Source organism: Streptomyces sp. CA-179760 (assembly GCF_050937045.1).
GTDB lineage: Bacteria > Actinomycetota > Actinomycetes > Streptomycetales > Streptomycetaceae > Streptomyces.
The window spans coordinates 6,240,855-6,265,385 of record NZ_JBNJLZ010000001.1 but is presented as its reverse complement, the minus strand read 5'-3'; the positions used below and the strand labels follow the sequence as shown (position 1 = coordinate 6,265,385).

The 24,531-nt window shown below is 69.3% G+C and carries 24 protein-coding genes and 4 pseudogenes; 6 read left to right on the top strand and 22 right to left on the bottom strand.

All coding sequences use genetic code 11. The features are described from left to right. Positions 1–36 precede the first annotated feature (36 nt). Positions 37–576 (top strand): GNAT family N-acetyltransferase, encoded by a 540-nt coding sequence (locus ACQEV8_RS28625; RefSeq protein ID WP_432965871.1) that lies wholly within the window; start codon positions 37–39, stop codon positions 574–576. Positions 577–795: 219 nt separating this feature from the next. On the opposite strand, the gene ACQEV8_RS28620 is transcribed toward ACQEV8_RS28625, so the two are convergent. The 4 genes and pseudogenes from ACQEV8_RS28620 to ACQEV8_RS28605 form a co-directional block, all read right to left on the bottom strand. Beyond that, the gene (locus ACQEV8_RS28620) at positions 796–1,620 is read right to left on the bottom strand and encodes a hypothetical protein (protein WP_432973065.1); all 825 of its coding nucleotides are present in this window, start codon (positions 1,618–1,620) and stop codon (positions 796–798) included. 44 nt (positions 1,621–1,664) lie between these two features. Continuing rightward, a complete protein-coding gene (locus ACQEV8_RS28615) occupies positions 1,665–2,387 on the bottom strand; it encodes a hypothetical protein (protein WP_432965868.1) in 723 nt (240 codons plus the stop codon). A 37-nt stretch (positions 2,388–2,424) separates the two neighbouring features. After that, positions 2,425–4,956, bottom strand: a complete 2,532-nt coding sequence (locus tag ACQEV8_RS28610; protein WP_432965865.1) for a hypothetical protein — start codon at positions 4,954–4,956, stop codon at positions 2,425–2,427. 134 nt (positions 4,957–5,090) lie between these two features. Continuing rightward, positions 5,091–5,891: pseudogene (locus tag ACQEV8_RS28605) on the bottom strand (helix-turn-helix transcriptional regulator); the annotation flags it as partial. Between ACQEV8_RS28605 and ACQEV8_RS28600 the strand changes: the two are divergent. Continuing rightward, positions 5,885–6,055, top strand: a pseudogene (locus ACQEV8_RS28600) (VOC family protein); the annotation flags it as partial. The pseudogenes ACQEV8_RS28605 and ACQEV8_RS28600 sit on opposite strands and share 7 nt — an antisense overlap. Before the next feature lie 61 nt (positions 6,056–6,116). On the opposite strand, the gene ACQEV8_RS28595 reads toward ACQEV8_RS28600, so the two are convergent. Then, positions 6,117–6,434 carry a hypothetical protein gene (locus ACQEV8_RS28595; protein WP_432965862.1) on the bottom strand — a complete coding sequence of 106 codons (318 nt, stop codon included), beginning with the start codon at positions 6,432–6,434 and terminating at the stop codon, positions 6,117–6,119. Positions 6,435–6,901: 467 nt separating this feature from the next. On the opposite strand from ACQEV8_RS28595, the gene ACQEV8_RS28590 reads away from it, so the two are divergent. The 3 genes from ACQEV8_RS28590 to ACQEV8_RS28580 are packed head-to-tail and all read left to right on the top strand — an operon-like array spanning position 6,902 to position 8,291. Further along, the gene (locus ACQEV8_RS28590; RefSeq protein ID WP_432965859.1) at positions 6,902–7,753 is read left to right on the top strand and encodes a helix-turn-helix domain-containing protein; all 852 of its coding nucleotides are present in this window, start codon (positions 6,902–6,904) and stop codon (positions 7,751–7,753) included. Between the two features lie 16 nt (positions 7,754–7,769). Then, positions 7,770–7,961: a hypothetical protein gene (locus tag ACQEV8_RS28585; protein ID WP_432965856.1), complete on the top strand. Its 192-nt coding sequence runs from the start codon at positions 7,770–7,772 to the stop codon at positions 7,959–7,961. Between the two features lie 42 nt (positions 7,962–8,003). Next, the gene (locus ACQEV8_RS28580; RefSeq protein WP_432965853.1) at positions 8,004–8,291 is read left to right on the top strand and encodes a DUF6980 family protein; all 288 of its coding nucleotides are present in this window, start codon (positions 8,004–8,006) and stop codon (positions 8,289–8,291) included. Positions 8,292–8,306: 15 nt separating this feature from the next. Here the strand turns inward: ACQEV8_RS28580 and ACQEV8_RS28575 are convergent, their stop codons facing one another. The 14 genes and pseudogenes from ACQEV8_RS28575 to ACQEV8_RS28510 form a co-directional block, all read right to left on the bottom strand. Beyond that, on the bottom strand, positions 8,307–8,888 hold the full coding sequence (locus ACQEV8_RS28575; RefSeq protein WP_432965850.1) for an OmpA family protein: 582 nt from the start codon (positions 8,886–8,888) through the stop codon (positions 8,307–8,309). 73 nt (positions 8,889–8,961) lie between these two features. Then, positions 8,962–9,543 carry a hypothetical protein gene (locus tag ACQEV8_RS28570; protein WP_432965847.1) on the bottom strand — a complete coding sequence of 194 codons (582 nt, stop codon included), beginning with the start codon at positions 9,541–9,543 and terminating at the stop codon, positions 8,962–8,964. A gap of 16 nt (positions 9,544–9,559) precedes the next feature. Next, on the bottom strand, positions 9,560–10,180 hold the full coding sequence (locus tag ACQEV8_RS28565) for a pilus assembly protein TadG-related protein (RefSeq protein WP_432965844.1): 621 nt from the start codon (positions 10,178–10,180) through the stop codon (positions 9,560–9,562). Continuing rightward, positions 10,180–10,413, bottom strand: a complete 234-nt coding sequence (locus tag ACQEV8_RS28560) for a hypothetical protein (RefSeq protein ID WP_432965841.1) — start codon at positions 10,411–10,413, stop codon at positions 10,180–10,182. The genes ACQEV8_RS28565 and ACQEV8_RS28560 overlap by 1 nt, the downstream gene beginning before the upstream one ends. Before the next feature lie 145 nt (positions 10,414–10,558). Then, positions 10,559–11,467, bottom strand: coding sequence for a response regulator (locus tag ACQEV8_RS28555; RefSeq protein WP_432965838.1), 909 nt, complete (start codon positions 11,465–11,467; stop codon positions 10,559–10,561). A gap of 50 nt (positions 11,468–11,517) precedes the next feature. Then, a complete protein-coding gene (locus tag ACQEV8_RS28550) occupies positions 11,518–12,795 on the bottom strand; it encodes a sensor histidine kinase (protein WP_432965835.1) in 1,278 nt (425 codons plus the stop codon). A gap of 338 nt (positions 12,796–13,133) precedes the next feature. Then, entirely contained in the window at positions 13,134–14,021 is an 888-nt protein-coding gene (locus tag ACQEV8_RS28545) for a DUF5936 domain-containing protein (protein WP_432965832.1), read from the bottom strand. Between the two features lie 23 nt (positions 14,022–14,044). Continuing rightward, positions 14,045–14,989 carry a type II secretion system F family protein gene (locus ACQEV8_RS28540; RefSeq protein WP_432965829.1) on the bottom strand — a complete coding sequence of 315 codons (945 nt, stop codon included), beginning with the start codon at positions 14,987–14,989 and terminating at the stop codon, positions 14,045–14,047. A 9-nt stretch (positions 14,990–14,998) separates the two neighbouring features. Beyond that, positions 14,999–16,335: pseudogene (locus ACQEV8_RS28535) on the bottom strand (CpaF family protein). 28 nt (positions 16,336–16,363) lie between these two features. Beyond that, on the bottom strand, positions 16,364–16,720 hold the full coding sequence (locus ACQEV8_RS28530; RefSeq protein WP_432965826.1) for a TadE/TadG family type IV pilus assembly protein: 357 nt from the start codon (positions 16,718–16,720) through the stop codon (positions 16,364–16,366). Between the two features lies 1 nt (position 16,721). Next, complete coding sequence (locus ACQEV8_RS28525; protein WP_432965823.1) at positions 16,722–17,108, bottom strand: TadE family protein; 387 nt, start codon at positions 17,106–17,108, stop codon at positions 16,722–16,724. A gap of 2 nt (positions 17,109–17,110) precedes the next feature. Beyond that, positions 17,111–18,363: pseudogene (locus tag ACQEV8_RS28520) on the bottom strand (AAA family ATPase). A gap of 9 nt (positions 18,364–18,372) precedes the next feature. After that, entirely contained in the window at positions 18,373–19,080 is a 708-nt protein-coding gene (cpaB, locus tag ACQEV8_RS28515) for a Flp pilus assembly protein CpaB (RefSeq protein WP_432965820.1), read from the bottom strand. A gap of 70 nt (positions 19,081–19,150) precedes the next feature. Continuing rightward, a complete protein-coding gene (locus tag ACQEV8_RS28510; RefSeq protein ID WP_432973062.1) occupies positions 19,151–20,008 on the bottom strand; it encodes a hypothetical protein in 858 nt (285 codons plus the stop codon). 336 nt (positions 20,009–20,344) lie between these two features. On the opposite strand from ACQEV8_RS28510, the gene ACQEV8_RS28505 reads away from it, so the two are divergent. Next, a complete protein-coding gene (locus ACQEV8_RS28505; RefSeq protein ID WP_432965817.1) occupies positions 20,345–22,033 on the top strand; it encodes a chitinase in 1,689 nt (562 codons plus the stop codon). Positions 22,034–22,048: 15 nt separating this feature from the next. Here ACQEV8_RS28505 and ACQEV8_RS28500 read toward each other — a convergent pair whose 3' ends face one another. From ACQEV8_RS28500 to ACQEV8_RS28490, 3 genes are all read right to left on the bottom strand, one after another. After that, a complete protein-coding gene (locus ACQEV8_RS28500) occupies positions 22,049–22,504 on the bottom strand; it encodes a hypothetical protein (protein ID WP_432965814.1) in 456 nt (151 codons plus the stop codon). Between the two features lie 29 nt (positions 22,505–22,533). Beyond that, positions 22,534–23,850, bottom strand: a complete 1,317-nt coding sequence (locus ACQEV8_RS28495) for an Nramp family divalent metal transporter (protein WP_432965811.1) — start codon at positions 23,848–23,850, stop codon at positions 22,534–22,536. 181 nt (positions 23,851–24,031) lie between these two features. Further along, the gene (locus ACQEV8_RS28490; RefSeq protein WP_432965809.1) at positions 24,032–24,514 is read right to left on the bottom strand and encodes an ATP-binding protein; all 483 of its coding nucleotides are present in this window, start codon (positions 24,512–24,514) and stop codon (positions 24,032–24,034) included. Positions 24,515–24,531 lie beyond the last annotated feature (17 nt).

Below are 24,531 nucleotides of genomic sequence, written 5' to 3'. Positions count from 1 at the left end.
TTGCCTTGGCGACGGTGCTCCCGTTGGCTGGGCAGCATGGCTGAACTGCGTACCGATCGCCTCGTGCTCCGTCGATGGCAAGATTCCGACCTTGAACCGTGGGCGGCGATGAACGCTGATCCCGAGGTCCGGGAGCACTTGGGCGACCTGCTCACCCGTGAACAGAGCGATGCCTCCGTGGCGCAGTTCCAGGCCGAGTTCGACCAGCGAGGCTACGGATGGTGGGCGGTTCAAGTGCAGGCCACGGGCGAGTTCATCGGCTTCGCGGGCTTGGACCGGGTGGACGAGGGCATGCCGTTCACGGGGGTGGAGATCGGTTGGAGGCTCGCTCGCTCGGCCTGGGGCAAGGGTTATGCCACCGAGGCCGCCTTGGCCGGCTTGGCCTTCGGCTTCGAGACCCTTGAACTCCCCGAGATTCTTGCAGTGACGACTGCCACCAACCTCCGGTCCCAAGCAGTGATGCGCCGGATCGGCATGACCCGAGACCCGGCTGACGATTTCGACGACCCCACCGCGCCCGAAGGGCCACTGCGTCCGAACGTGCTGTACCGCATCGCGCGTGGTGTGAGGGCCTGACGCTCTCGGCTGGTTCGGCTCGGTCAGGCCGCGGCGGGGAGCGGGCGTCCGCCCCAGCCAACGCCCTTCTCGATGCTGATCAGGTAGGCCCTGCTCTCCCGAAGCCACAGCGAAGTGACGAGTAACTCTCTGTGCTGCGGGACGTAGTCGCCCTCCGGATCGCGCCACCGTGTGCCTGCGGATCCCACCGGGAGGGGAGGCAGAGGGTTGGGGCCCTACTTACCAGGGCCTGCGGCGTGGGATGCGGTTTCGCCACCGGGGGTCCGCGCCGGTGGAGTCGTCGGTGTGGTCGGTGAATGTCTGGTCCAGTTGGGTCAGCGCAGCCCTCAGGGCATCCGCGTATGCGTTGCCCAGTTCCGCGATGAGTTGTTCGAGTGCCGCCCTGGCCTCCAAGTCGCGGTGATACAGGTCCGCTCGGTAGTGACCCGTAGGGGCCCAGTCGGACTGGAGTCGGCGGGTCAGTCTTTCCCACACGCGGAGGTGGTGGTGCACCTGGCCTTCGATGGTTGCTGCCGTGCCTGGGGGGAGTGTGGCGAGAAGGGTGTCGGAGACGGGGGTGGGGATGGGCTCTCTGTCGAGGATCTCCGGGAGGATCTCGATGGTTGCCCGGGGCAGGTCGGGGACCTCCTCCTCGATCGCGTCGATCACGTGCACGGGTGGTTCGTCGTCCGAGGACAGCAGACGGGCGCGCACGGACTGTCCCGAAGAGGTCGCCAGCCAGTAGGCCGACGGCGGAAGGTCCTCCTCGGCTGGGTACAGGACGCGAACACCCAGCGCCGTCGCCAGGCGTCGCGCGAGTTCGGGCTCGGGTGGTGCCTCGTTGACCAAGGCGTCCTCTACGTAGACATCCAGGGCCAACGACAGGTCGCCGCGCAGTCTGGTGTAGCCGCACAGGACAGGTGCGGTCCAGTCGCGTCGGCTCTGGTCGCTGTCCCGGTCGGCCACGTCCACGTCCGCGCCTTCCGTCCGTACCGCCTCCGCGAGGGCCTCGGCGAGCGAGGCGGGCGAGACCGGCGCGCCGACCAGGAGCAGGTCATAGATCATCACGAAGTCCCGTCCGTACGCTGTCCCGGCCTTGGCCCTCCGAGTCAGAGGCTCGTTCCTTCACTGCCCCAGTCGAAGAGCGTGCTCTCTGCCGCTTCCGCGTTCTCCCAGCTTGCCGGGCCGCCCGGCTTCACCGACAGGCGCTCCAGTGCTGCCCTGGCCTCCGGGCCGCGCATCGCGCCGAGCAGTTCGATGGCCGAGTCGGCACCGATGCCCTCGGTCACGCAGCGCTCGGCCAGGCCTACCGCCCAGGCGGCGAAGCGGCCCGGGCCGGGATCGAGTGCCAGCCAGCGGAACACCGAGTCGGCGATGTCGTCCCGCAGCGACGGGATCATGGCCAGCATCGCCGCTTCGACGTGCCGCACGACGTGTAGCTGCAGCGGATACAACCGCGGTCGATCCCGCCACGCGCGGACTACTTCGTCCACACCGGACCATGTCACCTGACTCGTGTGGGGCATGCTCTTTCCAACGGCCTGGTGAAACTCCTCCCACGCGTGCCACAGCGAACCGGGCGACGGCGGCTGCGGCACATGCGGAGCCAGTTCCGGGTCGTCCAGGAGCACGGTCACCACTCGCTGGGCTTGCGTCAATCGCTCGTCGGTACGAGGCAGTTCCGCGATCCGATTCCAGTCGCACTCGTCCCAGGGCTCCGGCAAGGACCGCAGAGCGTGCGGCAGGACGTAGTCACCCTCCGGATCGCTCCACCGCGCAACCTGCGGATCCCACATCTCCTCGGCATTCGGCTCCGTGCCCGACTCACTCATGCCTGCCTCTCAGCAACGTGTCGTCCCCGTCGTCATCTCATTCGATGCCCAGGTACGCCTTGGCGCTCTGCGGGTCCTTCATCTTCGACCAGTCCATCGTGCCGTTCGCGGTCCGTTCGTCGACGGCACGCTGCATTCTGCCGAGCTGGTCGGCTGACAAGCCCTGGCCCGCCACCTTGACGTCCACGTCGTTCTTCGCCATCTCACCGGCCGCCGTCCGGGTGTCCTTCGCCGGCTTGCCGTTCCGGGCGGGCTTGAATTCGCTGAAGATCGACGTCCAACGATCCGTCGTCTCGATCTCCACGGTGGCCTTGCGGCCAGGCTCTTTGGTCGCCCACTTCTGGAGCCGCTCCACCTGGCTGGCGAAATCCGCCTTGCGCGTGGCCGACCCGGCGTTTTTGACCTCGTTGACATGGACGGTGCCGCTCCTGTCCTTGTAGACGACGTCGGCGTCAGGGATCTCGTCGAGATTCACCTTCTCCCCGTTGCCCAGGTCGGCCTCTTTCCGGTTCATCTTGCCTCCGACGCCGGCGTCCACCTGAGTGCCAGGTGCCACGTCATCGGCGGCGCGTCGCACGGCGTTCACCTCCGCTCGCGCTTCCGCCAGCTTGTTGGCGTCGGAAGCGTTCGCGACCTTGCCCTGCAGCGCCGCGGCGGCGTCGCCGTTGACGTTGTCGCGGCGCGCCAGGTCGGTGATCTCGTCAAGGGCGTCGGCCGCGTCTTTCTTGCTGATCTCGGCCTTGCTCGAATCCGGGTTGTCCTTGGCCCGGTCGACGAGCCCGTCGATCTGGTCGTCGGGCACGGAGGAGCCCTGCTCCCGCAGAGCGGCCTTCGCCGCCTCGGCCCGGGCCTCGAGCCCCTGCTGCTCTGCTTCGTCCGCCTTCTTCCGAGCCTCCGCGGCCTGCTGCTTGGCCTCCTCGTCGCAGCCGTCCTCGGCGAGCACGACGTATGCCGTGTCCTCGGCGCGTACGACGTAGGCGGCTGACGCGCCGGCGGCCAGGACCGTGGTGCCCGTGCCGGAGGAGCCGGTGAGTGGCGCCGGATCATGCGGCGTGTTGCCGTACGGCGTCCTGCGGACCGGGCCGGCGATGGTGCAACCGGATTCGCGGGCCTTCTTCTCGGCCGCGTCCGCCGCCTCGTCGGCCTCCTTCGCGGCCTTCTCAGCGCCTTGGACGTCGCCTGCCTTGGCGGCCTTCCTGGCATCCTCAGCCGCGTCGACGGCCTTGTCGGTGAGTTTGCCCAGGTCGCCAAGTTTTCCCAGCTTGCCCAGTTTGCCGAGCTTTCCGACGAGCTTCGCCTCGCCGTAGCCGGGGATGAAGAGGGAGCCGACGTTCCATACGACCGCGGTGACGGCGCGGGTCTTGTTGCCGCTGTTCCACTGGTCGCGGACCTCCTCCCCGATGAACGTGTCGTCGAGGATCTTCCCGCCCGAGTTCAGGGTCGCGCCGCCCCAGTCGGTGAGTGCGTCGAGGTAGTCGCCCTTCGACCATTTGTCGCCGGCGTCCTTGGCGTCCTGCGACCACTGGTCGGCGATGACCTCGCCGTAGTCCTTGAGGCCGTCCAGGGTGTCGAGCGGGTTGGTGACCGTGTCCCAGATGCCCTTGAGTTCGCCGCCGATGCCGTCCACGAAGAGGCCTTCGCCGACTTGTTTGAGCTGGTCGCCCGTGCAGCCGAAGAAGGCGCCGAATCCGGAGAAGCAGCCGTCGTCGCCCTTGTTCCCGTCGTTGCCGCCCTTGTTCCCGTCGTTGTCGCCCTTGTCGCCCTTGTCGCCCTTGCCGTCCTCGGGCTCGCTTTGCGGGGTGTGCCGGCTTTCGGACTCGGATTCGGACTCGGACTGGTCGGCGTTGCCGCCGGTGTCCGTCCCTGTGCCCTCTTGGTTCTCCGTGTCGCGTCCGGAGGTGACGCCCGTGCCATCGCCGTCGGATGTCGGGGGCGGGCAGGCCGTGCCCGTGACCTTGCAGACCGCCGACTGGAGGCCGCCGTAGATCTGGGTGCCCAGGCCGCTGACGACGAGCGCCGTGATGATCGCGGCGACTACCGCGATGAGACCGGCGTACTCCACTGCCGTCTGGCCCTCGTCGCCGCGCCAGCGGATCATGCGGGGCAGGGAGAACGGGCGGCGTTCGGCACGGCCGCGGGCGGGGAGGCGGTACCAGTCCGCGCTGTCCTTGCGGGTGAGGAAGTAGAGGGTCAGGGCAGGGAGGAAGAGTTGGGTGTAACCGCGGGGTGAGCCGTCGGTGATGTTCGCTGTCGCGCCGAGGATCAGCCACGCCTGTACGGCTATCAGGGCTGCCCGGGTTCTGGTTCCGCCCTGCCAGGTGCGGCGGGCGAGCCACCAGCCGAGGGTGCCGGGGGCGGCCGCGTAGGCGGTCAGGGCCAGGACGCCGCCGTCCACGGCGTCGTACGAGGCCGCGGTGAGCAGGACGCCCAGGCCGCCGAGCACCGTGATCGCGAAGAGGGTGTGGGTGAGGGCCAGGGCCGCCGCGAGCGAGCCGGGCATGGTTCGGCGGCTGTCCGGTCCCGACGGCCATGCGGACTCGGATCCCGGCGCTCCCCCGAACACAGCCATGTCCCCCGCCCCTTCGCTCTACGACACGGCCCGAGGGTAGGAAGTGAGGCACGGGGCGGGATGGGCCTCTGGCCCCAAATCGGGGCCCAAAAGGCAGCCGTGGCTGTGCCATCTCATGACATTGGTGCGCGCGGTCAGACTTGGCAGGCGTAGGACGCAAGCCGATCGGCGAGCGCGGTGACGAGGTCGCGCAGTTCATCGGGGCGCTCGATGACGAACGGCCGGTCGAGTGAGGCGAGTACCGGAGGCAACCAGTCGAGCCGCTCCGCCCGCAGCTCGACGCGCAGCCAGCGCTCGGTCGCCGGGTCCTGGCCTGCCGCGGGCTCGGGCTCGTGTTCCTCCAGGCTCGCGATGCCGACGGGAAGGTGGGCGCGGATCTGCTCGACTGTCCCGTGGATCCGCAAGGTCACCTCATCCCGGTACCCGGCCGTGGCGAACCCTGACAACACGCGCTGTGCCGGACCTGGACCCACGGGCGCTTCGAATGAGCCGGGCTGGGTCCGCGCGTCCGCGATGCGATCGAGCCGGAAGGTTCGGTCCTCGCCGACCTGGGCGTCCTCGCCCGTGACGTACCACCGGCCCGCATGGGCGACGATCCCGTACGCGTGCAGGGTGCGTTCGCTGCGCCGTCCGTCGCGGTCGGCGTAGCGGATCGCGACCGGTCGGCGGTGGCGCACCGCATCGGCGATGGTGAGCAGGAGCCCGGCGTCCGCGGCGTCGCACTCGCCGGGCTGGTCGGTGAAGGCGAGAGCTTCCAGGAGTGTGTCGAGCCGGCGGGCGATGTGCTTGGGCAGTACCCGCCGGATCTTCGCCGGTGCCGTCTCGTTTGCCGTGTGCTGCGTCGTCGTCAGCCCTGCTCGGCGGCCGGCGACCAGGCCGAGCAGCACGGCCAGCGCCTCGTCATCGCTGAGCATGAGCGGAGGCAAGCGACGTGGACCGCGTTCACCAGAACCTGACCGGCTTCGTCACCGACTTCGTCACCAAGCCCACCACGATGCCCTGGGGCAACCGTTCGCTGCTGTTCCGTGACCCCGACGGCAACCTCGTCAACTTCTTCACCCCCATCACCGCAGCGGCCATCGAGAAGTTCGCACGCTGACGCCACGCACAGCCGCTCACCTTCGAGGACTTCGCACAACCAGGGCGCCGAGACACCACACCTAGCGCTCCATTACGCCGACGTCACACAGGTAGGCGCGGGTTCCTTGGTGTGGCAGTACCGCCCACATGCGCGTACCGCCGCCTGGTTCACGCGCGTCGCCGAAGCCCCAGTCGCCACCGCATGCCCTGACCACGCAGGCGAGCACACGCAGGGCCGCGCGGCGGTGGGTGTCGCAGGCGGCTGCGAGACGGGGGTTGGTGTGGCGCGGGTGGCCGTCGTAGAGGATCACGCGCAGGGCGGAGTCCCGGTAGCGCAGGGATACGTAGACCTCTGCGGTGGGGGTGAAACGGCAGGCGCAGGACGCCAGTTCGCTCACAACCTGTACTGCCGCGTCGGTCAGGTCTCCAAGGTCGTGGGCTCCCAGGATCGTCCGGGTCGCTGCGCGGGCGATGGCCGGGCTCTGGAGCGCGGCCGGGAGCGTGAGGCTGTAGGCGAGAGTTTCGGGGTCGGGGGTGTGGGGGCGGAGGTGAGGGCGTGGGCCGGGGACGAGCAGGTGGTCGCGGGTGCGGGCATGGCAACTCCCTTGGTTGTCGGGGTGGATCGGGCTCCGCCGGGTGGCTCGTCTCCCTGACGCGGGCCGCCCCTCCCAGGGCAGGAGTGAGTGGGTGGCTCGCGTGATGCGCTTCCGGTTTTGACGGAGGGTTGTGTAGTCGATCCGTCACCGACGGTAGAGGCGACAGGGTCACAGTGTCCACTCAGTTGGAGATAATTACCCCTATCGTTGATGGACCTGATGGCCGCGCACCGGCAGACTGGTACCTCCACAGGGCTGGAAGGGGTGGCATGGCCACGAGAAGTACGCCGACGGAGCGGCAGAAGCGCTTGGGGGCCGAGTTGCGGAGGATGCGGCTCGCGGCCGGCGCGACCACCGAGTACGCCGCCGGGCTGCTGGGCATCGACCGGACCCGGTTGTCCAACATGGAATCCGGGATCCGCCCGTTCTCGGCCGAGCGCATCCGCACGCTCGCCTGCAACTACGCCTGTGCGGACGAGGCTTACGTGCTGGCGCTGGTCTCCATGGCCGAGGGCAAGGAGCGGGGCTGGTGGGAGCGCCACCGCGGCACTCTGCCCGCCGGGCTGCTGGACATCGCCGAGTTGGAGTGGCATGCGACGCGGGTGCGAACCGCGCAGGTCATGCACGTACCGGGACTGCTGCAGACCGAGGAGTACGCCCGGGCCGTCTTCGCAGCCGTGCTTCCCGCTCTGAGTCGGCTGGAGGTGGAACTGCGTGTGGCTCACCGCATTGAGCGTCAGAGCGTCTTCGACCGGCCCGAGCCGCTGCCGTATGTCGCGTACGTCCACGAAGCGGCCCTGCGTATGCCGTACGGCGGCTCGGAGGTGACGCGGCTGCAACTGGAGCACTTGGCCGAACGGTCCGAGCACGACACCATCGACGTACGGGTTGTTCCAACGAGCGTCGGCGGCTTCCCCGGAGCGGGGCACGCATTGCTGTACGCCGACGGAGCTGTGCCTCGGCTCGACACCGTGCAGTTGGACTCCGCACACGGGCCGGTATTCACCGGCGCGGAAGCTCAGCTCACCAAGTACCGTGCTCATCTGGACTGGATGGACGACGCGGCACTGCCGGCGGCGGACTCGCGTGACCTCATTCGCGGCGTCGTCCGCGAACTCTGACCGTAAGGAAGCCACCGTGACCGGCATCAACTGGGAAGACCCGTACTGCGGCGAAGGCAACAACTGCTTCCGCATAGGCACCGACCCCGAAGGTAACGCCTACATCGCCGTGGCCGGGCAGGAGGAACACCACCTCACCGACAGCCGGGATGCCCTGCGCGCGCTGATTCTCGAGATCAAGGCGGGGAAGGCCGATCATCTTCTCTGAGCTGCTTCTGGCCGCGATGCCGATCGACAAGGTGCCGAGGTCATGACCGATCACTGCTGCGAGACGATGACCAGTCAGGTGGATTCCGCCTGCCCTGACGGGCTGATCGACTTCAGCGCCAAGCTCCAGGAGTACGGGCTGATCATTCATGACGGCGGCACGTCGAGCATCACCATCAACTTCTGCCCCTGGTGCGGACGACGCCTCCCCGAGTCGCAGCGGGACCGATGGTTCGACGAACTGGAGCGCCTTGGGATCGACCCCTGGGAGGACGACGTGCCTGCCGAGTTCCAGGACGACCGCTGGCTCGCCTCCGGGCACCAGGAGTAGCGAACCAGCAGCCCCCTAGCTTTCCGACCTGGGGAAGGAAACCTCGACTCGGCGGTTCTTCTTGCGGCCGGGTTCCGAGGAGTTGTCCGCGATGGGGTACTGCTCGCCGTAGCCGCGTACCTCGTACGTGACGTCCGAGTCGGTCAGTTCCTGGTCCAGGATGTTCTGTACGGCGTCGGCCCTCTTCCGGGACAGGACGTCGCCGTGGGCGGAGGAGCCCAGGTTGTCCGTGAAGCCGAAGACGCGGATCTTTGTCGCGTTCTGTGTCTTGATCTCCTCGGCGATCGCGGAGATACGGGACTTCGCCTCCGCGCTGAGCTTCGCGCTGTCCTTGCCGAAGAGGACCTCGGCCTGGAGGGCGAACTTGACGTCGGCGTTGGTGTCTTCTCGGCGTTCGTCGCCGCTTTGGTCTTCTACGACCTGCTTGATGTCCAGGACTTTGGCGGAGGCCAGGGTGGCGCCCTCGGGGAGTTTGAGGTCGGGGTCGTTGGGGTCGACCTCGACGGGGGCGGAGGGGGAGGCCTCGGTGCCAGGGGGGACGCCGGGGGTTTCGTCGGCGTGGGCCGAGACGGCGCCGTAGATGTTCGTGGCGACCATGAGGGTGGCGGCGGTGAGGACCAGGGCGAGGCGTGGGGGCGCCGGTCGGGTGCGGGTGGGGTCATGGCCGGCCTCATCCGGAGATCTTGATGGGGGCGCTGGCGAAGGTCGGCAGTTGCACCGCGACGTCAGTCGTGTCGGCCGGCGGGGCAGGGAACTGCATGAATACAGGGAGCTTCTGCCCGGCCTCGAGGGTTGTGAGACCCGTCGTCGTCAACGGGCGCCCGTCGGTGTCACGAAGGACGTAGTAGCGCTTCTTGCCCTTGGAGTCCACGAGAGTGGCACCGCCCAGAGACTGCCCGTGTTTGATGACCTCGGTCTCGTCGCCACTCGTCTGAGCGGGGATGGCCACCGACTCCCCTCCATCGTTCTTCAGGCTGCCGCTCACCGTGACGAAGCCGCCAGCGTCCCTCTGGGCGGAAGTAATCTGCAGGAGCAGTCCGTCCGTGCCCTTGAGTTCGGCGAGAGGCGTCTTCGCCTGTCCCTCCTGAGCACTCGGCTTGGATCCACTGTCCTTGGATGCGGGCGCCGACGGACTCGACTTGTCATCGTTGTCACCACCGCCGCCGCAACCGGCCACGCCGAGAGCAAGTCCGGCCGCAACGGTCAGCGCGACCATCCCCCTGCGGGCCTTCGCAGTGAACCGAATGCTCATCTCTCTGCTTCCTTCATCACTCGTCGTTCGCTTGTGGTTCGGCCAGGTGGACGTCGAAGAGGTCCTCGGGTTTCGGCAGAACATCGAGATCATCCGGATCCAGCTCCCACTTCTCGTCGTCCTCGCACAAGAGCTGCGGCAGTACGTCGGGACCGGCTCCCCCGCTTGGGGGATCGACGTCGCAGCGGGGCTCGATCACGGCAGTCGCGTGCGCGTCGGACTTCTGCTCCGCCGTGCCCGGGACAACGGAGTCACCGACGGACTTGTTGGTCTCGACCTCGACCCTGAAGCTGAGAGGATCCTGCGGATCACACTGATTCACCCGGGCGTCGTTCTGCGCGGCGAGCTGGTACGCGCGCCAGCACGAAGGGCTGACCCCTTCGGCCGCCCCAGCGAAGATGCTCTCCCATTTGCTCGGGTCGAGTACGTCGTTCACCCACGCGCCCGCGAGTTGGTCTCGTTTGTCCTGAGCCGCCGCGAGAGCCGCCGCGTCGGCGGCTGTCTGGGCGCCGTTCCTGTTCGCCGCGGCCTGGCCGACCGCGAAGTAAGCGAACGCGAGAAAGAGCAGGCCCCCCACCACCGTGATGTAGATGGGGAAGGCCTGCCCTGCGTCGCCGTACCGGCGAGGTCGTCGCATCAAGGAGCGACCTTGGCGATCTGCGCCTGGATCTTGGTGAGGATCGTCTGCCCGATGTTCGTGCCCGTAATAGCCAGCACGATCGCCACCACCACCGCGATGATGCCCAGGTACTCGACCGCCGTCTGTCCCTTGTCCCCGGACCGGCGCCGCATCGCCTCGGTCGTCGTGTTCTTCCAGCCGTTCACTCGGACCTTGGTCGCGACGGCGGTCTTCAGCATCAGGTCGCTCATGGTGTTCCCCTCCGGGTTCGGCTGTGTCGCCTTCGACAGGAGGAACGTACGGCCGGACATGCCGCCCGCGGGAGGGCCCCAGGGCCCAATTCCGGGCCCAATCGCGGGGGATCGACCAGCTCTTCGTCCGTTCCGTCATCAAAGGTCACCCCAGCCCTCGGGATGAGTCCGGTGCCGTGCCGAGCCATTTCGCGGCGGCCTCGGAGCGGCTGGTGCTGTGGAGTTTGGCGAAGATGCGGTTGATGTGGTTCTTGACGGTCTTCTCGCTGATGAAGCACGTGGCGGCGATCTGCTGGTTGTTCATGCCGCACGCGATGAGGTCCATGATCTCCGCCTCCCTCGTGCTCAGTTGGAACCGCGACCTGTCGGGCCACCCGGATGAAGACTGTCCCACACTTGATTGCACCTGCGAAAGGTTTTGTGAAGAAATGGGTGAGGGCGGGGCGGCAGGGAAGGGTGAATCCCCTGTTCGAAGCTGTTCTGGGGAATAGGTATGCGAGTTTGCGGAGTGGGTAATTCCGTATGCAGTCGCATTTGATGACTGGTCCTGGCGGAGTTGGGTCAGCAGGGCCTGCGCCGCCGTGGGGGTGAAGTGGGCCCTGCCCTCCTTGATGTCCCGTACGGCCTCGACCAACTGGTCGGCCGTGAACTCGCCGTGGACCAGGTAACCGCCCGCTCCTCGGCGCAGGGCCTCCTGGACGATCTCCGACTCCCTGCTGTACGTCAGCATCACGACCGGGGCGATTCCCACCAGGTACGGGAGGGCCGAGATGCCGTCCACACCGGGCATGCGGACGTCCAGGAGGACTACGTCCGGGCGGTGCTGGTGGGCGGCCTCGTAGGCCTGACGGCCGTCGGCCGCCTCCGCAACGACCGTGATGTCCGCGCGGCCGGAGAGCAGCGCGGTGAGGCCCGCTCGGACCACGGGGTTGTCGTCCGCCACGACGACCCGGAGGGTGCGGCTCGGCCGCTGTGCGGGCTGAGCGAGGTCCGAGAAGGGGTAGCGCGGCGGCTGCGGTGCGGCGCCGGGAGGCGGGAGCGGTTGGTCCGGCATCAATAGCCTCCTTCGTGTCCTGCCATGTCATGTCATGTTGTGTCGTGGAGTCAGGTGGTGGGGGCGGTCAGGGCCGCCAAGGGCAGTTCCAGGCGTACTTCCGTGCCCTGCGGGTGGCCGCCGCGGCCGATGCGGATGCGGGCGCCCACCGAGGCGGCGCGTTCGACCATGCCGACCAGGCCGAAGTGGCCCGTACGGCGGAGTCGTTCGAGTGTCGTGCCGGGTGGAAGGCCGTTCCCGTCGTCGTAGACGCTGATACGGAGCAGGTCGCCATGGACGCCCGCGCTGACGTCGACGCGACTGGGATGCGCGTGGCGGTGGGCGTTTTCCATGGCCTCCGAGGCGATGGTGAGGAGCTGGCGGGCCACCGCGGGTGGGACGGGGGGTACGGAGTGCTCGCCGGTGGGGCGGTAGACGGCGGGGAGGCCGGTGCGGGCGCTGAAGTCGCGTGTGTGGGAAGCCAGTTCGACAAGGACGTCCGTGGCCTGGGACGGGTCGGATTCGCGGCGCAGGTCCGCCAGGAGTTCGCGGGATTCGGCGGCTGCCCGGCGGGCCGAGCGGGCGACGAGGGCCGCCTGTTGTCTGATCACGGTCGGGTTCATCCGGTCGGCGCCGGTGGAGGCTTCGAGGCCGTCGGCGGCCAGGGCCACGCCGTGCAGGGTCTTGGCGACCGAGTCGTGCATCTCGCGGGCCAGACGGGCGCGTTCGGCGCTGACCGCTTCCGTCACGGCGAGCCGGGCCTGGACGGTGGTGAGGGCCTGGGTGGCCGCGCCGAAGCGGAGCATGAGGTTGCGGAGGCTGGATCCGACGGCGCCGGCGATGACGCAGAGGCCGGGCAGAAGGGTCGCCTCGGCGAGGCCGGGGGGTGGGTTCTCTTGCGCCGCGTGGATGAGGAGGAGGAGCAGGGCCTGGAGGCTGGCGAAGACGGCCGCGCCTCGCCAGCCGTAGACGAGGCCGGCCAGGAGGGGGGTGCAGACGCTGACGTAGGCCAGGGTGCTGTCGGGGCCCGCGGAGATGAGGAGGAGGGCGGCGAAGAGGGTGTCCGCGGCCAGGAGGGTGGGGTGGCGGAGAAGGAGGGGGCCGAAGCGTTCCCAGTCTCTGAAGAGGGCGTAGGAGGTCATGAAGGTGACGACCACGGCTGCGCCGACCAGGCGGGTGGGGACTCCCTCGTTGGCGTTGAGGAGGGCGGTGGGGGTGGCAAGGGCGATCATGGCCAGGCGGAAGCCGAAGACTTGGCGGCACATCGCCTGCAGGGCGTTGATCTGGATGGGGATTGCCGGGCTCGTGGGGGTGTCCCGGCCTTCGGCCGGGAGGGGGTTTTCACCCACGCCACCCGTGCGGCTTTCGTGGTCGCGTGCGGGTGGCCTCTGTGGGGCGGACCACCATCGGCGGCTGACCGGCCGCGCGCACGCCTATCCGGCTCCCCGTTCGCCTGCCCTTCCGACCCGCCGTCCGCATGCCCCTGAACTCCACCCCCCTCCGCCGCCTCCCACCCCGGCGGCAACGCCGGTGTCGCCGACGTCACCGGGATGTCCGGCGCGCCCGTGCGGGCATGGGACGGGAGGACCGTGCCCGCCGGGGGCGTGGTGATCTCCGGTGTGATGGGACGGCGGCGGCGCAGCAGCCCGGCGCGTTCCCCTGTCATCGGCATGCTGTCGCCCACCCCCTACTTGCCCGTCACCGAGCCGAAGTCCGTGCCCGAGCCGAGGATGAGGCCGGCGCCGAGGAGGAGCATCGTGGCCGGGACCATGAAGGTCGTGATCATCATCGTGGCCTTGGGCACGGCCCGGGCGGCCTTGCGACGGGCGTTCTGCGCGTCCGTGCGTCGCATGTCCTTGGCGAGTGACACCAGCGTGTCGACGATCGGCGCACCCAGTTCCTCGCCCTGCTGCAGCGCCGTGACGAACATGGCGACCTGCTCGGAGTCGTTCCTGCGCCGCAGTTCCGCGAAGGCCTCGCGGCGGCTCATGCCGAGGTCCATCTGGCGCAGGGTGATGCGCAGTTCGTCCGCCCAGGGGCCCTCGTACTTGGAGGCGACCCGGTCCAGGGCCTGGCGGAAGCCGAGGCCGGCGCTGACCACGACCGCGAGGACGTCCAGGAAGTCCGGCAGGGTCCGTTCGATGACGTCCTTGCGGATGCGGATCGCCGACCAGATGCCGACCTCCGTCCAGAACGCGCCGAAGGCCAGCAACAGCAGGGCCACCAGGAGCTGGCCGCGCATGAGGAAGACCAGAAGGCCGACCCCGCCCAGCGCCCCGTAGACCGCCCGGCGGGCCGCGTAGCGGTCGATCGTCAGGCCGCCCGGGTTGCCCGCCAGGTCGATCTTGCGGCGGTACTTGGCCACCTGCTTGGGGCCCATCAGGCGCAGGACGGCGGGGGCGTAGCGCATGCCCATGCGGTCGATGAGCGAGTCGACCGCTCCGGTGCGGGTGGAGCCGACCTCCAAGGCCAACGCGAGGTCCCCCGGCAGTTTGGCCTCGGCGCGGTACATGCGGATGCCGGCGAAGATGCCCCAGACGCTGAGGCCCATCAGCAGGGCGAGGAGAAGTCCCATGGGTTGCGTTCCCTCCTGGCTTCTCAGACGTCGATGCGGGACAGGCGGCGGATGAGGACGAAGCCGACGGCGTAGAGCGCGAAGGCGATGATGACCGCCCCCTGGCCGAAGGGGGAGCCGGTCATGCGGTCCAGGGCGCCGTCCTTCACTCCGTTCATCAGGAAGAGCGAGCCGACGCCCAGGACCGGAACGGCGTACGACGTCATGCTGACCTGGGAGAGCTGGGTGCGAACCTCACGTCGGGTCTCCTTGCGCTCCTCCAGGGTCTCCGTCAGGTTCCGCAGGGCGCTCACGACCTGGCCGCCGGCCCGGTTGGACAGGACGAGGGTGGTGACGAGGACGACCAGTTCCCGGGACGGGAGACGGTCCGCCATTTCGTCGAGGGCGTCGTCCAGCGACGCGCCCACCGCGAGCTGCGCGGAGACCTTGCCCAGTTCCTCGCCCGCCGGGGCCTCCATCTCCTCCGCCGCCATGCCGATGGCCGTGCGGAGAGCCAGTCCCGCCTGGGTCGCGTTGGCGAGGATCCGGGCCATCTCGGGGAGCTGGTTGATGAACTTCTCGATGCGTTTCTGGCGTTGCCAGTTCAGGAACTGCACGGCGACCCCGATGCCGAGCAGTCCCGCCAGCGGGCCGAAGAACGGGGCCAGGGCCGCCTGGCCGATCAGCCACAGTCCGGCGACCGTGGCGAGCATGTAGACGAAGAACTCACCCGGGGTGATGTCCAGGCCCGTCGCCGCCAGGCGGAGTTCCAGCTTCCTGCCGAGTTTGGTGCGCCGCAGGCGGCGGTCCAGGTTCCGGAAGTGCCGGCGCCGGCCGCCGAGCGGGACCTGGCCGGTGGCGGAGAGGCGGTCGACGAGCGCCTGGCGCTGTGCCTTGCCCGTGGCGTAGGAGTGCAGGCCGACGACCGCGAGGACGCACGTCAGCAGGGTGACGCCGGTGGTGAGCGTGATGAGCGTTTGCAGATCCATCGGTCGGTCCTACCTGGCTTCTCGGGTGGCTAGCTGGTCCGCGGACCGGGCGATGCCGAAGGCCTGCGGGAGGGGCTGGCTCGCCATGTAGAGGCGGTCGGCGGTGCGGCGTGGGACGGGGAAGTACTCGAAGGCGCCGTGGATACGCCCGTCGGAGCTCATGGGCCGCGCGTTGAAACGGGCGACCGTAACCAGCCGGTACGGGTCGCTGCCGTGGCTGTCCATCAGGGCGATCTCGGTGATGCGGCGGGCGCCGTCCGCGAACCGGGTCAGCTGCACGATGACGTCCACCGCGCTGTTGATCTGGTCGTGCAGCGCCACGAAGGGGATCTCCACGTCCGACATGGAGGCGAGGGTCTGCAGCCGCATCAGCGCGTCCTCCGCGCTGTTGGCGTGGACGGTGGCGAGCGAGCCGTCGTGGCCCGTCGACATCGCCTGGAGCATGTCCAGGGACTCGCCGCCCCGGACCTCACCGACGACGATGCGGTCGGGGCGCATGCGCAGGGAGTTGCGGACCAGGTCGCGGATCGAGATCTGGCCCTTGCCCTCGACGTTCGGTGGGCGGGACTCCAGGCGGATCACATGGGCCTGCTGGAGCTGGAGTTCGGCCGAGTCCTCGATGGTGATGATGCGTTCGCCCCGGGGATCAGCCCGGAGAGCGCGTTCAGCAGGGTCGTCTTGCCGGTGCCGGTCGCGCCCGAGACGATGACGTTGAACTTCGCCTGCACCAGGCCCGCCAGCAGGTACAGCATGTGCTCGTCGAGCGAGCCGAGGCCGATCAGCTCCTGGAGCGTGAAGGAGCGCGGGAAGCGGCGGATCGTGAGGGTGGCGCCCGTCAGGGACAGCGGCGGGATGATGACATTGACGCGCTCGCCGGACGGGAGGCGGGCGTCGACCATCGGGTTCGACTCGTCGACGCGGCGGTTGACCGTCGAGACGATCCGCTCGATCGTCTGCATGAGCTGGTCGTTGGAGGCGAAGCGCAGGGGCAGTTGCTCCACCCGGCCGCCGCGCTCCACGAAGATCGCGTCCGGTCCGTTCACCATGATCTCCGTGATGGAGGCGTCCTCCAGGAGCGGCTCCAGGATGCCCAGGCCCAGCGCCTCGTCGACCACCCTGCGGATCAGCTGCGCGCGTTCCACGGTCGACAGGACCGGGCCCTCGCGGCTGATGATGTGCCCGAGCACCCGCTCCAGCCGCGCCCTGCGCTCGGCGGTGGCCAGCGAGCTCATCTCCGCGAGGTCGATCTCCTCCAGGAGCTTGGCCCGGTAGGAGGCGACCATATGGCCGTCCTCGCCCCGGTTGCCGTTCTCCTCGGGGGTGTTGATACGTGCTCGCAGGCTCATGGGGGCGGTGCTCCTCGTTCGCCGATGGTCAGTGGTCGCGCGGCATCGTGGCGGTCTTGACCGCCGGGTCGAAGTCCCAGCCGGGCACGAGGGACGGGATCTGCACGGTGACCGTGACCGTGACCTCGTCGGCGCCGGGTGACGCACCGCAGTCGGTCCCGTCCGCCAGCCAGCTGCTCACCGCCGCCTGGCAGTCGGCCACGTACGGCCCGTCCAGCGACGCACTGCGCGCCCCCGTCCGGGCCGCCGTCCCCGCCTGCTGGGCCGTGTAGGCGATCAGGCCGAGCTGCAGGGCCGCCAGGGCGACGAGGATCAGGATCGGCAGGAAGCCGATGAACTCGATCGCGACCTGGCCCCGGTCACGGCCCTTGCCGGAACGCGCCATCTCAGTCCGCCTCCTCGACCGCACCGGCGTGACCACGGACCGGGAACGGGACGGAGAGCGTGCCCGGGAAGAGGATGGGGACTTCGAGCTTGACGTCGGCCGTGACATAGCCAGTGCCGCCGCAGGTCACCTCGGCGCCGGAGCTCCACGCCTCCGAGAGGTGCTTGAGCCCGGCGGCCTGGCAGGCACCGTCGCGCGCTCCGCGCTCCGCCGCGGTCGCCGCCCGTACCGCCTCGTCCGCCGCGTTCCCCGCGAGGATGTAGGTGTAGCCGACCAGGACGACCTGCCACAGCGCCACCAGCGTCACGATGATCGTCGGTGTCATCCCGAGGAACTCGATGGTCACCTGGCCCCGGTCCCGCTCCGGCTTCCGCTCCCTTGAAGGCATGTTCATCCCTCCCTCCGCCGTCGAAAGCTCATCGAACCCCGGTCGCCACCCCGGAACCCCCGGCCCCTTTCTGGTCCCCGTCCGGGACCTTGACCAAGCCAAGCTCCCCCGCGAGCCCCCACAGGGCCTGTTTCACCGCGCTCTTGTTCTCCAGTTCGTGGATGCGGCCCGCGTCCACGACGCTCTGCAGTTCCTTGAAGTTGGCGGGGACGACGGTCGCGGCGACCGCCGTGCCGGTGATCTTCTGGATCAGGGGCGGCTGGATCTCCGTGGCGCGGCTGTGGCGGTTGACGACGACGGTCGTCTCCTCGGCCTTGCGGATCTGCAGCCGGTCCCACATCCGGACCGCCCGCTTGGCGCCCCGTACGGCGACCACGTCCGGCGTGGTGATCAGCAGGGCCCGGTCCGCCATCTCCACGGCCGCCGCGCCCGCGCCGCTCAGCTGGGCGCCGCAGTCGATGACGACGATCTCGTAGCGGGAGCGCAGGGCGCTGACGATCTGGCGGGCGGCGCGGTCGGTGACGTCCTCGCCGCGTTCCCCTTCGGCCGGGGCGAGCAGCAGGGCCAGGCCGGTGTCGTGGCGGAAGACCGCGTCGGCCAGGACGCGCGGGGAGATGTCCGTGATGGCGGCCAGGTCGACGACGGAGCGGCGGAACTGGACGTCCAGGTAGGAGGCGATGTCGCCGGTCTGGAGGTCCATGTCGACCAGGGCGGTGCTGCGGCCGGAGGCCTGGGCGGCCAGGGCCAGCTGGATGGCGGTCAAGGTGGCCCCGGTGCCGCCCTTGGCGCCGCTGACGGTGACGACGGTGCCTCCGACGCCGGTGAAGACGTCGCCGCCGGCGCCCAGGTGCCGCCGTACGCCGACGGACCACTGGGCGACCGCCTGGACGCGGCTGGCCAGTTCCTCGTAGCTCAGGGGCAGGGCGACGAGGCCGCGGGCGCCGTAGTCCATGGCGGCCTGGAAGAGGCCGGGGCTCGGGTCCGAGGTGACGAGGATGACGCCGACGGACGGGAAGCGCAGGGCCACTTCGCGGATCAGCTCCAGCGCGGGGACCGGGCCGATCCGCTCGTGCACGACCACGACCTCGGGCAGTTCGTCCACGGACTCGGCGGCGAGCCGCGCGAGGGTGTCGATGAGCTGGGTGGAGTCGCCCACCGGGGCCACCGGCTCGGCGTCCGGGAGCTGGCTGAGCAGCGTCGTGATGGACCGGACGGCGTCCGCTTCACCGACTGCCGGGAGGATCCTCGTGGGCATGCGGGCCTCTCACTTGTCCTTCGCGAGTTCGTACGTCCGGTCCTGCTCCGGGACCGTGCTGTCGCTGCCGGGCGCGACGAGGGCGAGCCGGACCCGCTGGGCGAACGACTCGGCGTAGGTGATGCGCTGGGCGTCGAGGGCGGACAGCGCGAAGGTGATGGGAACGGCGTCGGTGGGCCGCTGGGTGCGGTTGTTCTCGTCCGGCTTCAGCGCGGTCAGGTCGCCCACGTCGATGACCTTGGCGTTCGTCACGATGATCTTCGACTGGTCGGGGTCGCCCTCGCGCTTGCCCTCGAACGTGGCGTACACGTTGACCGAGGAGCCGGGCGTGATCTTGCCGGCCACGCCGGTCGCCGCGTCGATCATGATGGCGACCTCCTGCTGGCCCGGCTGGAGGGCGGGCCGGCGGACGATCATGTCGGACTGGAGCAGGGAGCCCGAGCGCAGCGTCGTGACGGCGATCTTGCCCTGGATCTCCCGCAGATCGGTGACGGCGTTGCCGGACAGCCACCGTTCGGGCATCTTGATCTTCTCGAACTGGCCCGTGGTGAGCGTGGTGTAGGGCGGCACGTCCGACTTCAGCCGGTAGGCGGTGACCTCGGGGCCGACCTTGGACTTCACGTCGCCTATGACGGAGAGCACGCCGGCGAAGGCGCCCAGGGCGCAGACGACCGACAGGAGCAGGAGAATCACGCCGCGGCGCTGACGGGAGTTCATGAACCGTACAACCTCGTTGGGGGTAGCGGTCGGTCGGGATCGGAGCCGTGCGGACGAGCGGTGTCAGGTGTCACCCCGGGCGACGTCCACCCGGCGCCCCGACGGCGGTTCGGTTCTCGAGCTGCTTGATGGGCGGGCTGTCGTAGACGGGTGGCATGGCCGAACAGAACACGCAGCGGTCGCCGATGACGTCGATGCCGCACCAGTGGCAGCTGCCGCGCCGTACGGAGGTGACCAGCTGGTAGAGGACCGACAGGTCGGGCAGAAAGCTGCAGAACTCGATCAGCTTGCCGGTGCCCCACCAGCCGGGCGACTCGGCCGGCAAAGGGATCTCGCGCAGCCCCTGCACCTTCCAGGAGGGGGCGAGGGTGGTGGTGACCCAGTCGGACTGGAGCTGTCCCTTGGCGACGAGCATCCAGGTGCCGAACTCGGGGCCGGGAAGGGCGGCTTCGGGGGTGATTCTGACGAGCTGCGGCTCGGGGTGGGCGAGTACGCCGAACTGGCTGCCCGGGACCCAGGACTTGGCGTGCGACTTCAGACCGACGGGGACGCGGTCGAGCCGGGTGACGGAGCCCAGCAGCGCCCCGGCGTGGATGTAGTGGACGAGCAGCCGGCCTGCCGAGGCGAGCACGCCGGGGCTGATGTCGCAGGACGCCAGCTGCCGTAACTGGCGGGCCAGGACCGCCAGTCCGAGCGGGGGAAGGTCCGGGTTGAAGAAGGCGATGCGGTCGCTCTCCATGAGGGAGCGCAGGGTGTGCAGCCGGCGCTGCACGGCGGTGGGCGCGGCCTGGGAGCAGACCACGATGACGTGTCCGTGGTGCTCGACCAGGGTCTGCAACTCGGCGAGCGCCTGTTCCATGGGGCGCCGGTCGATGTCCCTCAGCACGACGGCGGGCAGGGTGCGTTCGTCCTGTGGCGGCAGCGCCATGTCGGCACTGGTCACGGCAATGGCAGTTGGCACGCGCAGATCCCCGTTTCCCCATGCCCGTCGGCGCGCCGGTGTGACTCCGGCCCACTTCGGTGACTTCACTGCGTGACTACCTCAGCACTGTATCCACGGCTCTGTGACCGGAGAACAGCGTTTGTGTAGCTCGGGAGCAACTGTCGTTGCACAAGATGCGCCAAAACGGGGCAGGTTGAGCATCTCGCCGGTCGCAGTCAGGGCCCGGGCAAGGGGGCCCGGAGGGCTCAGCGGTGGGGCCACTGCTCGACAGGTTGGCCTGGACCTCTTGACAGTACATCTGGTCTGGACCATTTTCTTGTCATGTCCAGACACAGACGATCCATGCGACTGTGGTCGGGTGCCGTCACGGCTGCCCTGGCCCTCACCGTCACGACCGTCGGCCAGGCCTCCGCCGCCGACGTCAACAACGCCAGGAACGCCGGCTTCGAGTCGGGCCTGAGCGACTGGACCTGTTCCGCGGGCAGCGGTACGGCCGTCTCCTCCCCGGTGCACGCCGGCACTGCCGCGCTGAAGGGGACCCCGGCGGGGCAGGACAACGCCCGGTGCTCCCAGACGGTGCGGGTGAAGCCCGGCTCGACGTACACCCTGGGCGCCTGGGTCCGGGGCGGATACGCCTACCTCGGTGTCACGGGCACGGGCACGACCGACGTGTCGACCTGGACCCCGGACTCCTCCTCCTGGAAGCAGCTCTCGACGACCTTCAGGACGGGCTCGTCGACGACCTCCGTGACGGTGTACACGCACGGCTGGTACGGGCAGGCCGCCTACTACGCGGACGACGTGTCGGTGTTCGGGCCCGACGGGGGCGGCGGCACCGATCCCGGCCCCACGGTCCCGGCCACGCCCAGCGGTCTGAACGTCTCCGGTACGTCGTCCTCGTCCGTGTCGCTGGCGTGGAACACCGTCTCCGGGGCGACGGGTTACACCGTCTACCGCGACGGCACGAAGGTGACGGCCGTCTCCGGCACCTCGGCGACCGTGACCGGCCTCGCCGCCTCGACGTCGTACTCCTTCCAGGTCGCGGCGGCCAACGCGGCGGGCGAGTCGCCGAAGTCGGCGGCGGTGACGGGCCGGACGAACGCGCCGACGGGTCCCGGTCCCGCACTGCCCAGGCACGCCGTGACCGGCTACTGGCAGAACTTCGACAACGGCGCCACCGTCCAGAAGCTCGCCGATGTCCAGTCGCAGTACGACATCATCGCCGTCGCCTTCGCGGACGCGACCTCGACGCCGGGCGCGGTGACCTTCAACCTGGACTCGGCCGGTCTTGGCGGCTACACCGTCGACCAGTTCAAGGCCGACGTCAGGGCCAAGCAGGCCGCCGGCAAGAAGGTCATCATCTCGGTCGGCGGTGAGCGCGGCACGGTGGCGGTGAACGACGCGGCCTCGGCGGCGAACTTCGCGAACTCGGTGTACGCGGTGATGCGGGAGTACGGCTTCGACGGCGTCGACATCGACCTGGAGAACGGCCTCGACGCGACCTACATGACGCAGGCCCTGCGGTCGCTGTCGGCGAAGGCGGGCTCGTCGCTGATCATCACGATGGCGCCGCAGACCATCGACATGCAGTCGACGTCGAACTCCTACTTCCGGACGGCCCTGAACATCAAGGACATCCTCACGGTCGTCAACATGCAGTACTACAACAGCGGCTCCATGCTGGGCTGCGACGGCAAGGTGTACAGCCAGGGCTCGGTGGACTTCCTGACCGCCCTGGCCTGCATCCAGCTGGAGGGCGGGCTCGCCCCGTCCCAGGTCGGGCTCGGCCTGCCCGCCTCGACCCGGGGCGCGGGGAGCGGCCATGTGCCGCCGTCCGTCGTGAACAACGCCCTGGACTGCCTGACCAAGGGCACCGGATGCGGTTCCTTCAAGCCGTCGCGGACGTATCCCGACCTGAGGGGCGCGATGACCTGGTCGACGAACTGGGACGCTGCGGCGGGCAACGCCTGGTCGAACGCGGTCGGGCCGCACGTCCACGGGCTGCCGTAGCGGCGCCGGACGCCGTCACCCCATCGGCCGGTAATGGCCAAGCACCCAGGCCAGCTGCGGGAACCACTCCTGGAGCCGGGACCTGGGCTTGGCCTCCACCACGCATTCGTAGAACCTGCCGTCCATGTGGACCACCGAGACCATCAGGGCCTTGCCGTCGGGGCTCGCCCGGTAGTGGACGCCGCGGATCTCGGGCCAGCGGAACTCGATCGTCTGGCCGGACGACTCGAAGGCGACACCCGACGCGTCGACGACGACCGCGTTGCGTTTGTCGACGGCGAGGAATTCCGGGCCGGCAGGTGCGGGTGCCGGTTGCTGGGGCGGTGTCTGGGCGTACGGGGGTGGCGCGGGCGGATACGGGGACGGCAGGTACGGGGACGACGGGGGCGCGTAGGCGGGCTGAGCGGGCGCGTACTGCGGCGGGGGCGGGCCGAAGCCGGGGCCGGGTGGTGGGAGTGGCTGCTCGGTCATCCGTCGATTCTCCCCGCCTGTCTCCCCTCCTAGAAGAAGTCCCCCCACGGCTGGTCCCAGATCTGCTTCACGCACAGGACCAGGAACAGCAGCCCCGCGATGGCGAGCATGGCGTTGCTCACGGGGCCGTTGCGCCACTGCCTGGGCGTACGGCTGGAGTTCAGCAGCCAGAGCAGGGTGCCGGCGAGGAAGGGCAGGAAGGCCGCGCCGAGGACGCCGTAGATGATGACCAGGCGGAAGGGCTCGTCCTCGAAGAGCAGCACGATCGGCGGGAAGGTGAGCCAGAGGAGGTAGGCGCGGAAGGGCCAGGAGCGTTCGCGCCTGCCGGAGGCGATCTCCTCGCCCTTGACGCCCTCCTTGCCCGACAGCCGTGATACGAAGTCGGCGAACATCAGGCTCACGCCGTGCCAGACGCCGATCAGCGAGGTGAACGACGTGGCGAAGAAGCCGACCAGGAAGAACTTGGCCGTCGCCGCGCCGTACTCCGCCTCCAGGATGTCGCCCAGCTGGATCAGGCCCTTGTCGCCGCTCGCGATCGCGACGTTCGCCGAGTGGAGCAGCTCCGCGCCGACGAAGAGCATGGCGATCACGAAGATGCCGGTCGTGGCGTAGGCGACGCGGTTGTCCAGGCGCATGACCTTCATCCAGCCGGTGTCGGTCCAGCCCTTGGCGTTGACCCAGTAGCCGTACGCAGCGAGCGTGATCGTGCCGCCGACGCCGCCGATCAGGCCCAGGGTGTTGAGGATCGAGTCCTTCTCGTCGGGCAGCACCGGGAGAAGACCGGCGAAGGCGTCGAGGAGGTTCGGGGTGACCCGGATCGCCACATACACCGTCACCACGAACATGACGCCCACCAGGACCGTCATGACCTTCTCGAACACGGCGTACTTGTTGAACCAGACGAAGACCAGGCCGACCAGGCCGCAGGCGATGGCCCACCACTTCAGGTCCATCACGTCCGGGAACAGCGCCTGCAGCGGCAGCGCGCTCGACGACATCGCCGCCGCGCCGTAGACGAAGCCCCAGACGACGACGTACACGGCGAAGAACCACGTGGTCCAGCGGCCGAGGCTCGCCCAGCCGTCGAACAGGGTCCGCCCCGTGGACAGATGCCAGCGGCCCGCGGCCTCGGCCAGTGAGATCTTCACCAGGCATCCGATGATCGCGGCCCACAGGAGGGTGTAGCCGAAGTTGCTGCCCGCGATGAGTGTGGCGACCAGATCACCGGCGCCGACCCCGGTCGCCGCGACGACGATGCCCGGCCCGATGTACTTCCAACTCGCCTTACGGGGCTGAGGAGGGTGCTGGGCCGTGTTCTCCGTGGTGTTGCCCGTGGTGTCCGCCATGGAGGTCAAGAAACATCAAAGAGCCCGGGCCGACAAGAGGGCCTCACGGAATCCCCCCAGGGGCGCGGGGCTGTGTCGATTTGCGGCTCCGCCGCGTGGGCGCGAACAACCACAAGGAACCCGCGGCCCGGGAACAGGCCAAGGCGGCTATGACAAACCGCCATGGCCCACCCAGAGAGGGTCACGGCTGTCGCCGACCACAGCCGTCCGCCCCGCACGTGCCGAGCTCGAACCACACGGTCTTGCCCGGCCCGTCCCGGTGGCAGCCCCAGCGCTGGGCGAGTGCGTCCACCAGGAACATCCCACGGCCGTTCTCCCCGGTACCCGCGTCCAGCACCCGCGGCACCCGGCGCTCCGCGTCGGCGACCTCGCAGCGCAGTACGCCGTGCGCGGCGAACAGGGTCAGCCGGAAGCCGCTCTCGGCGTGCACCACGGCGTTGGTGGCCAGTTCGCCGACGAGCAGTTCGGCCACGTCCGCAACCTCCCCGCGCTCCGCGAGCCCCCAGCCTTCCAACTGTCTGCGGACCTCCGCGCGTGCCTCGCGGACGGCGGAGAGCCGGGGCCCGTACTCGACGCTGAGGTGGCCCGCTCCCAGGGGTGGCTGGGGGAACGGACCGTACCGTGCGTCGGGGTCCGGGAGGTGGCGCCCGGAGAGTTGCAGCATGGGTCCAGGGTGATCCC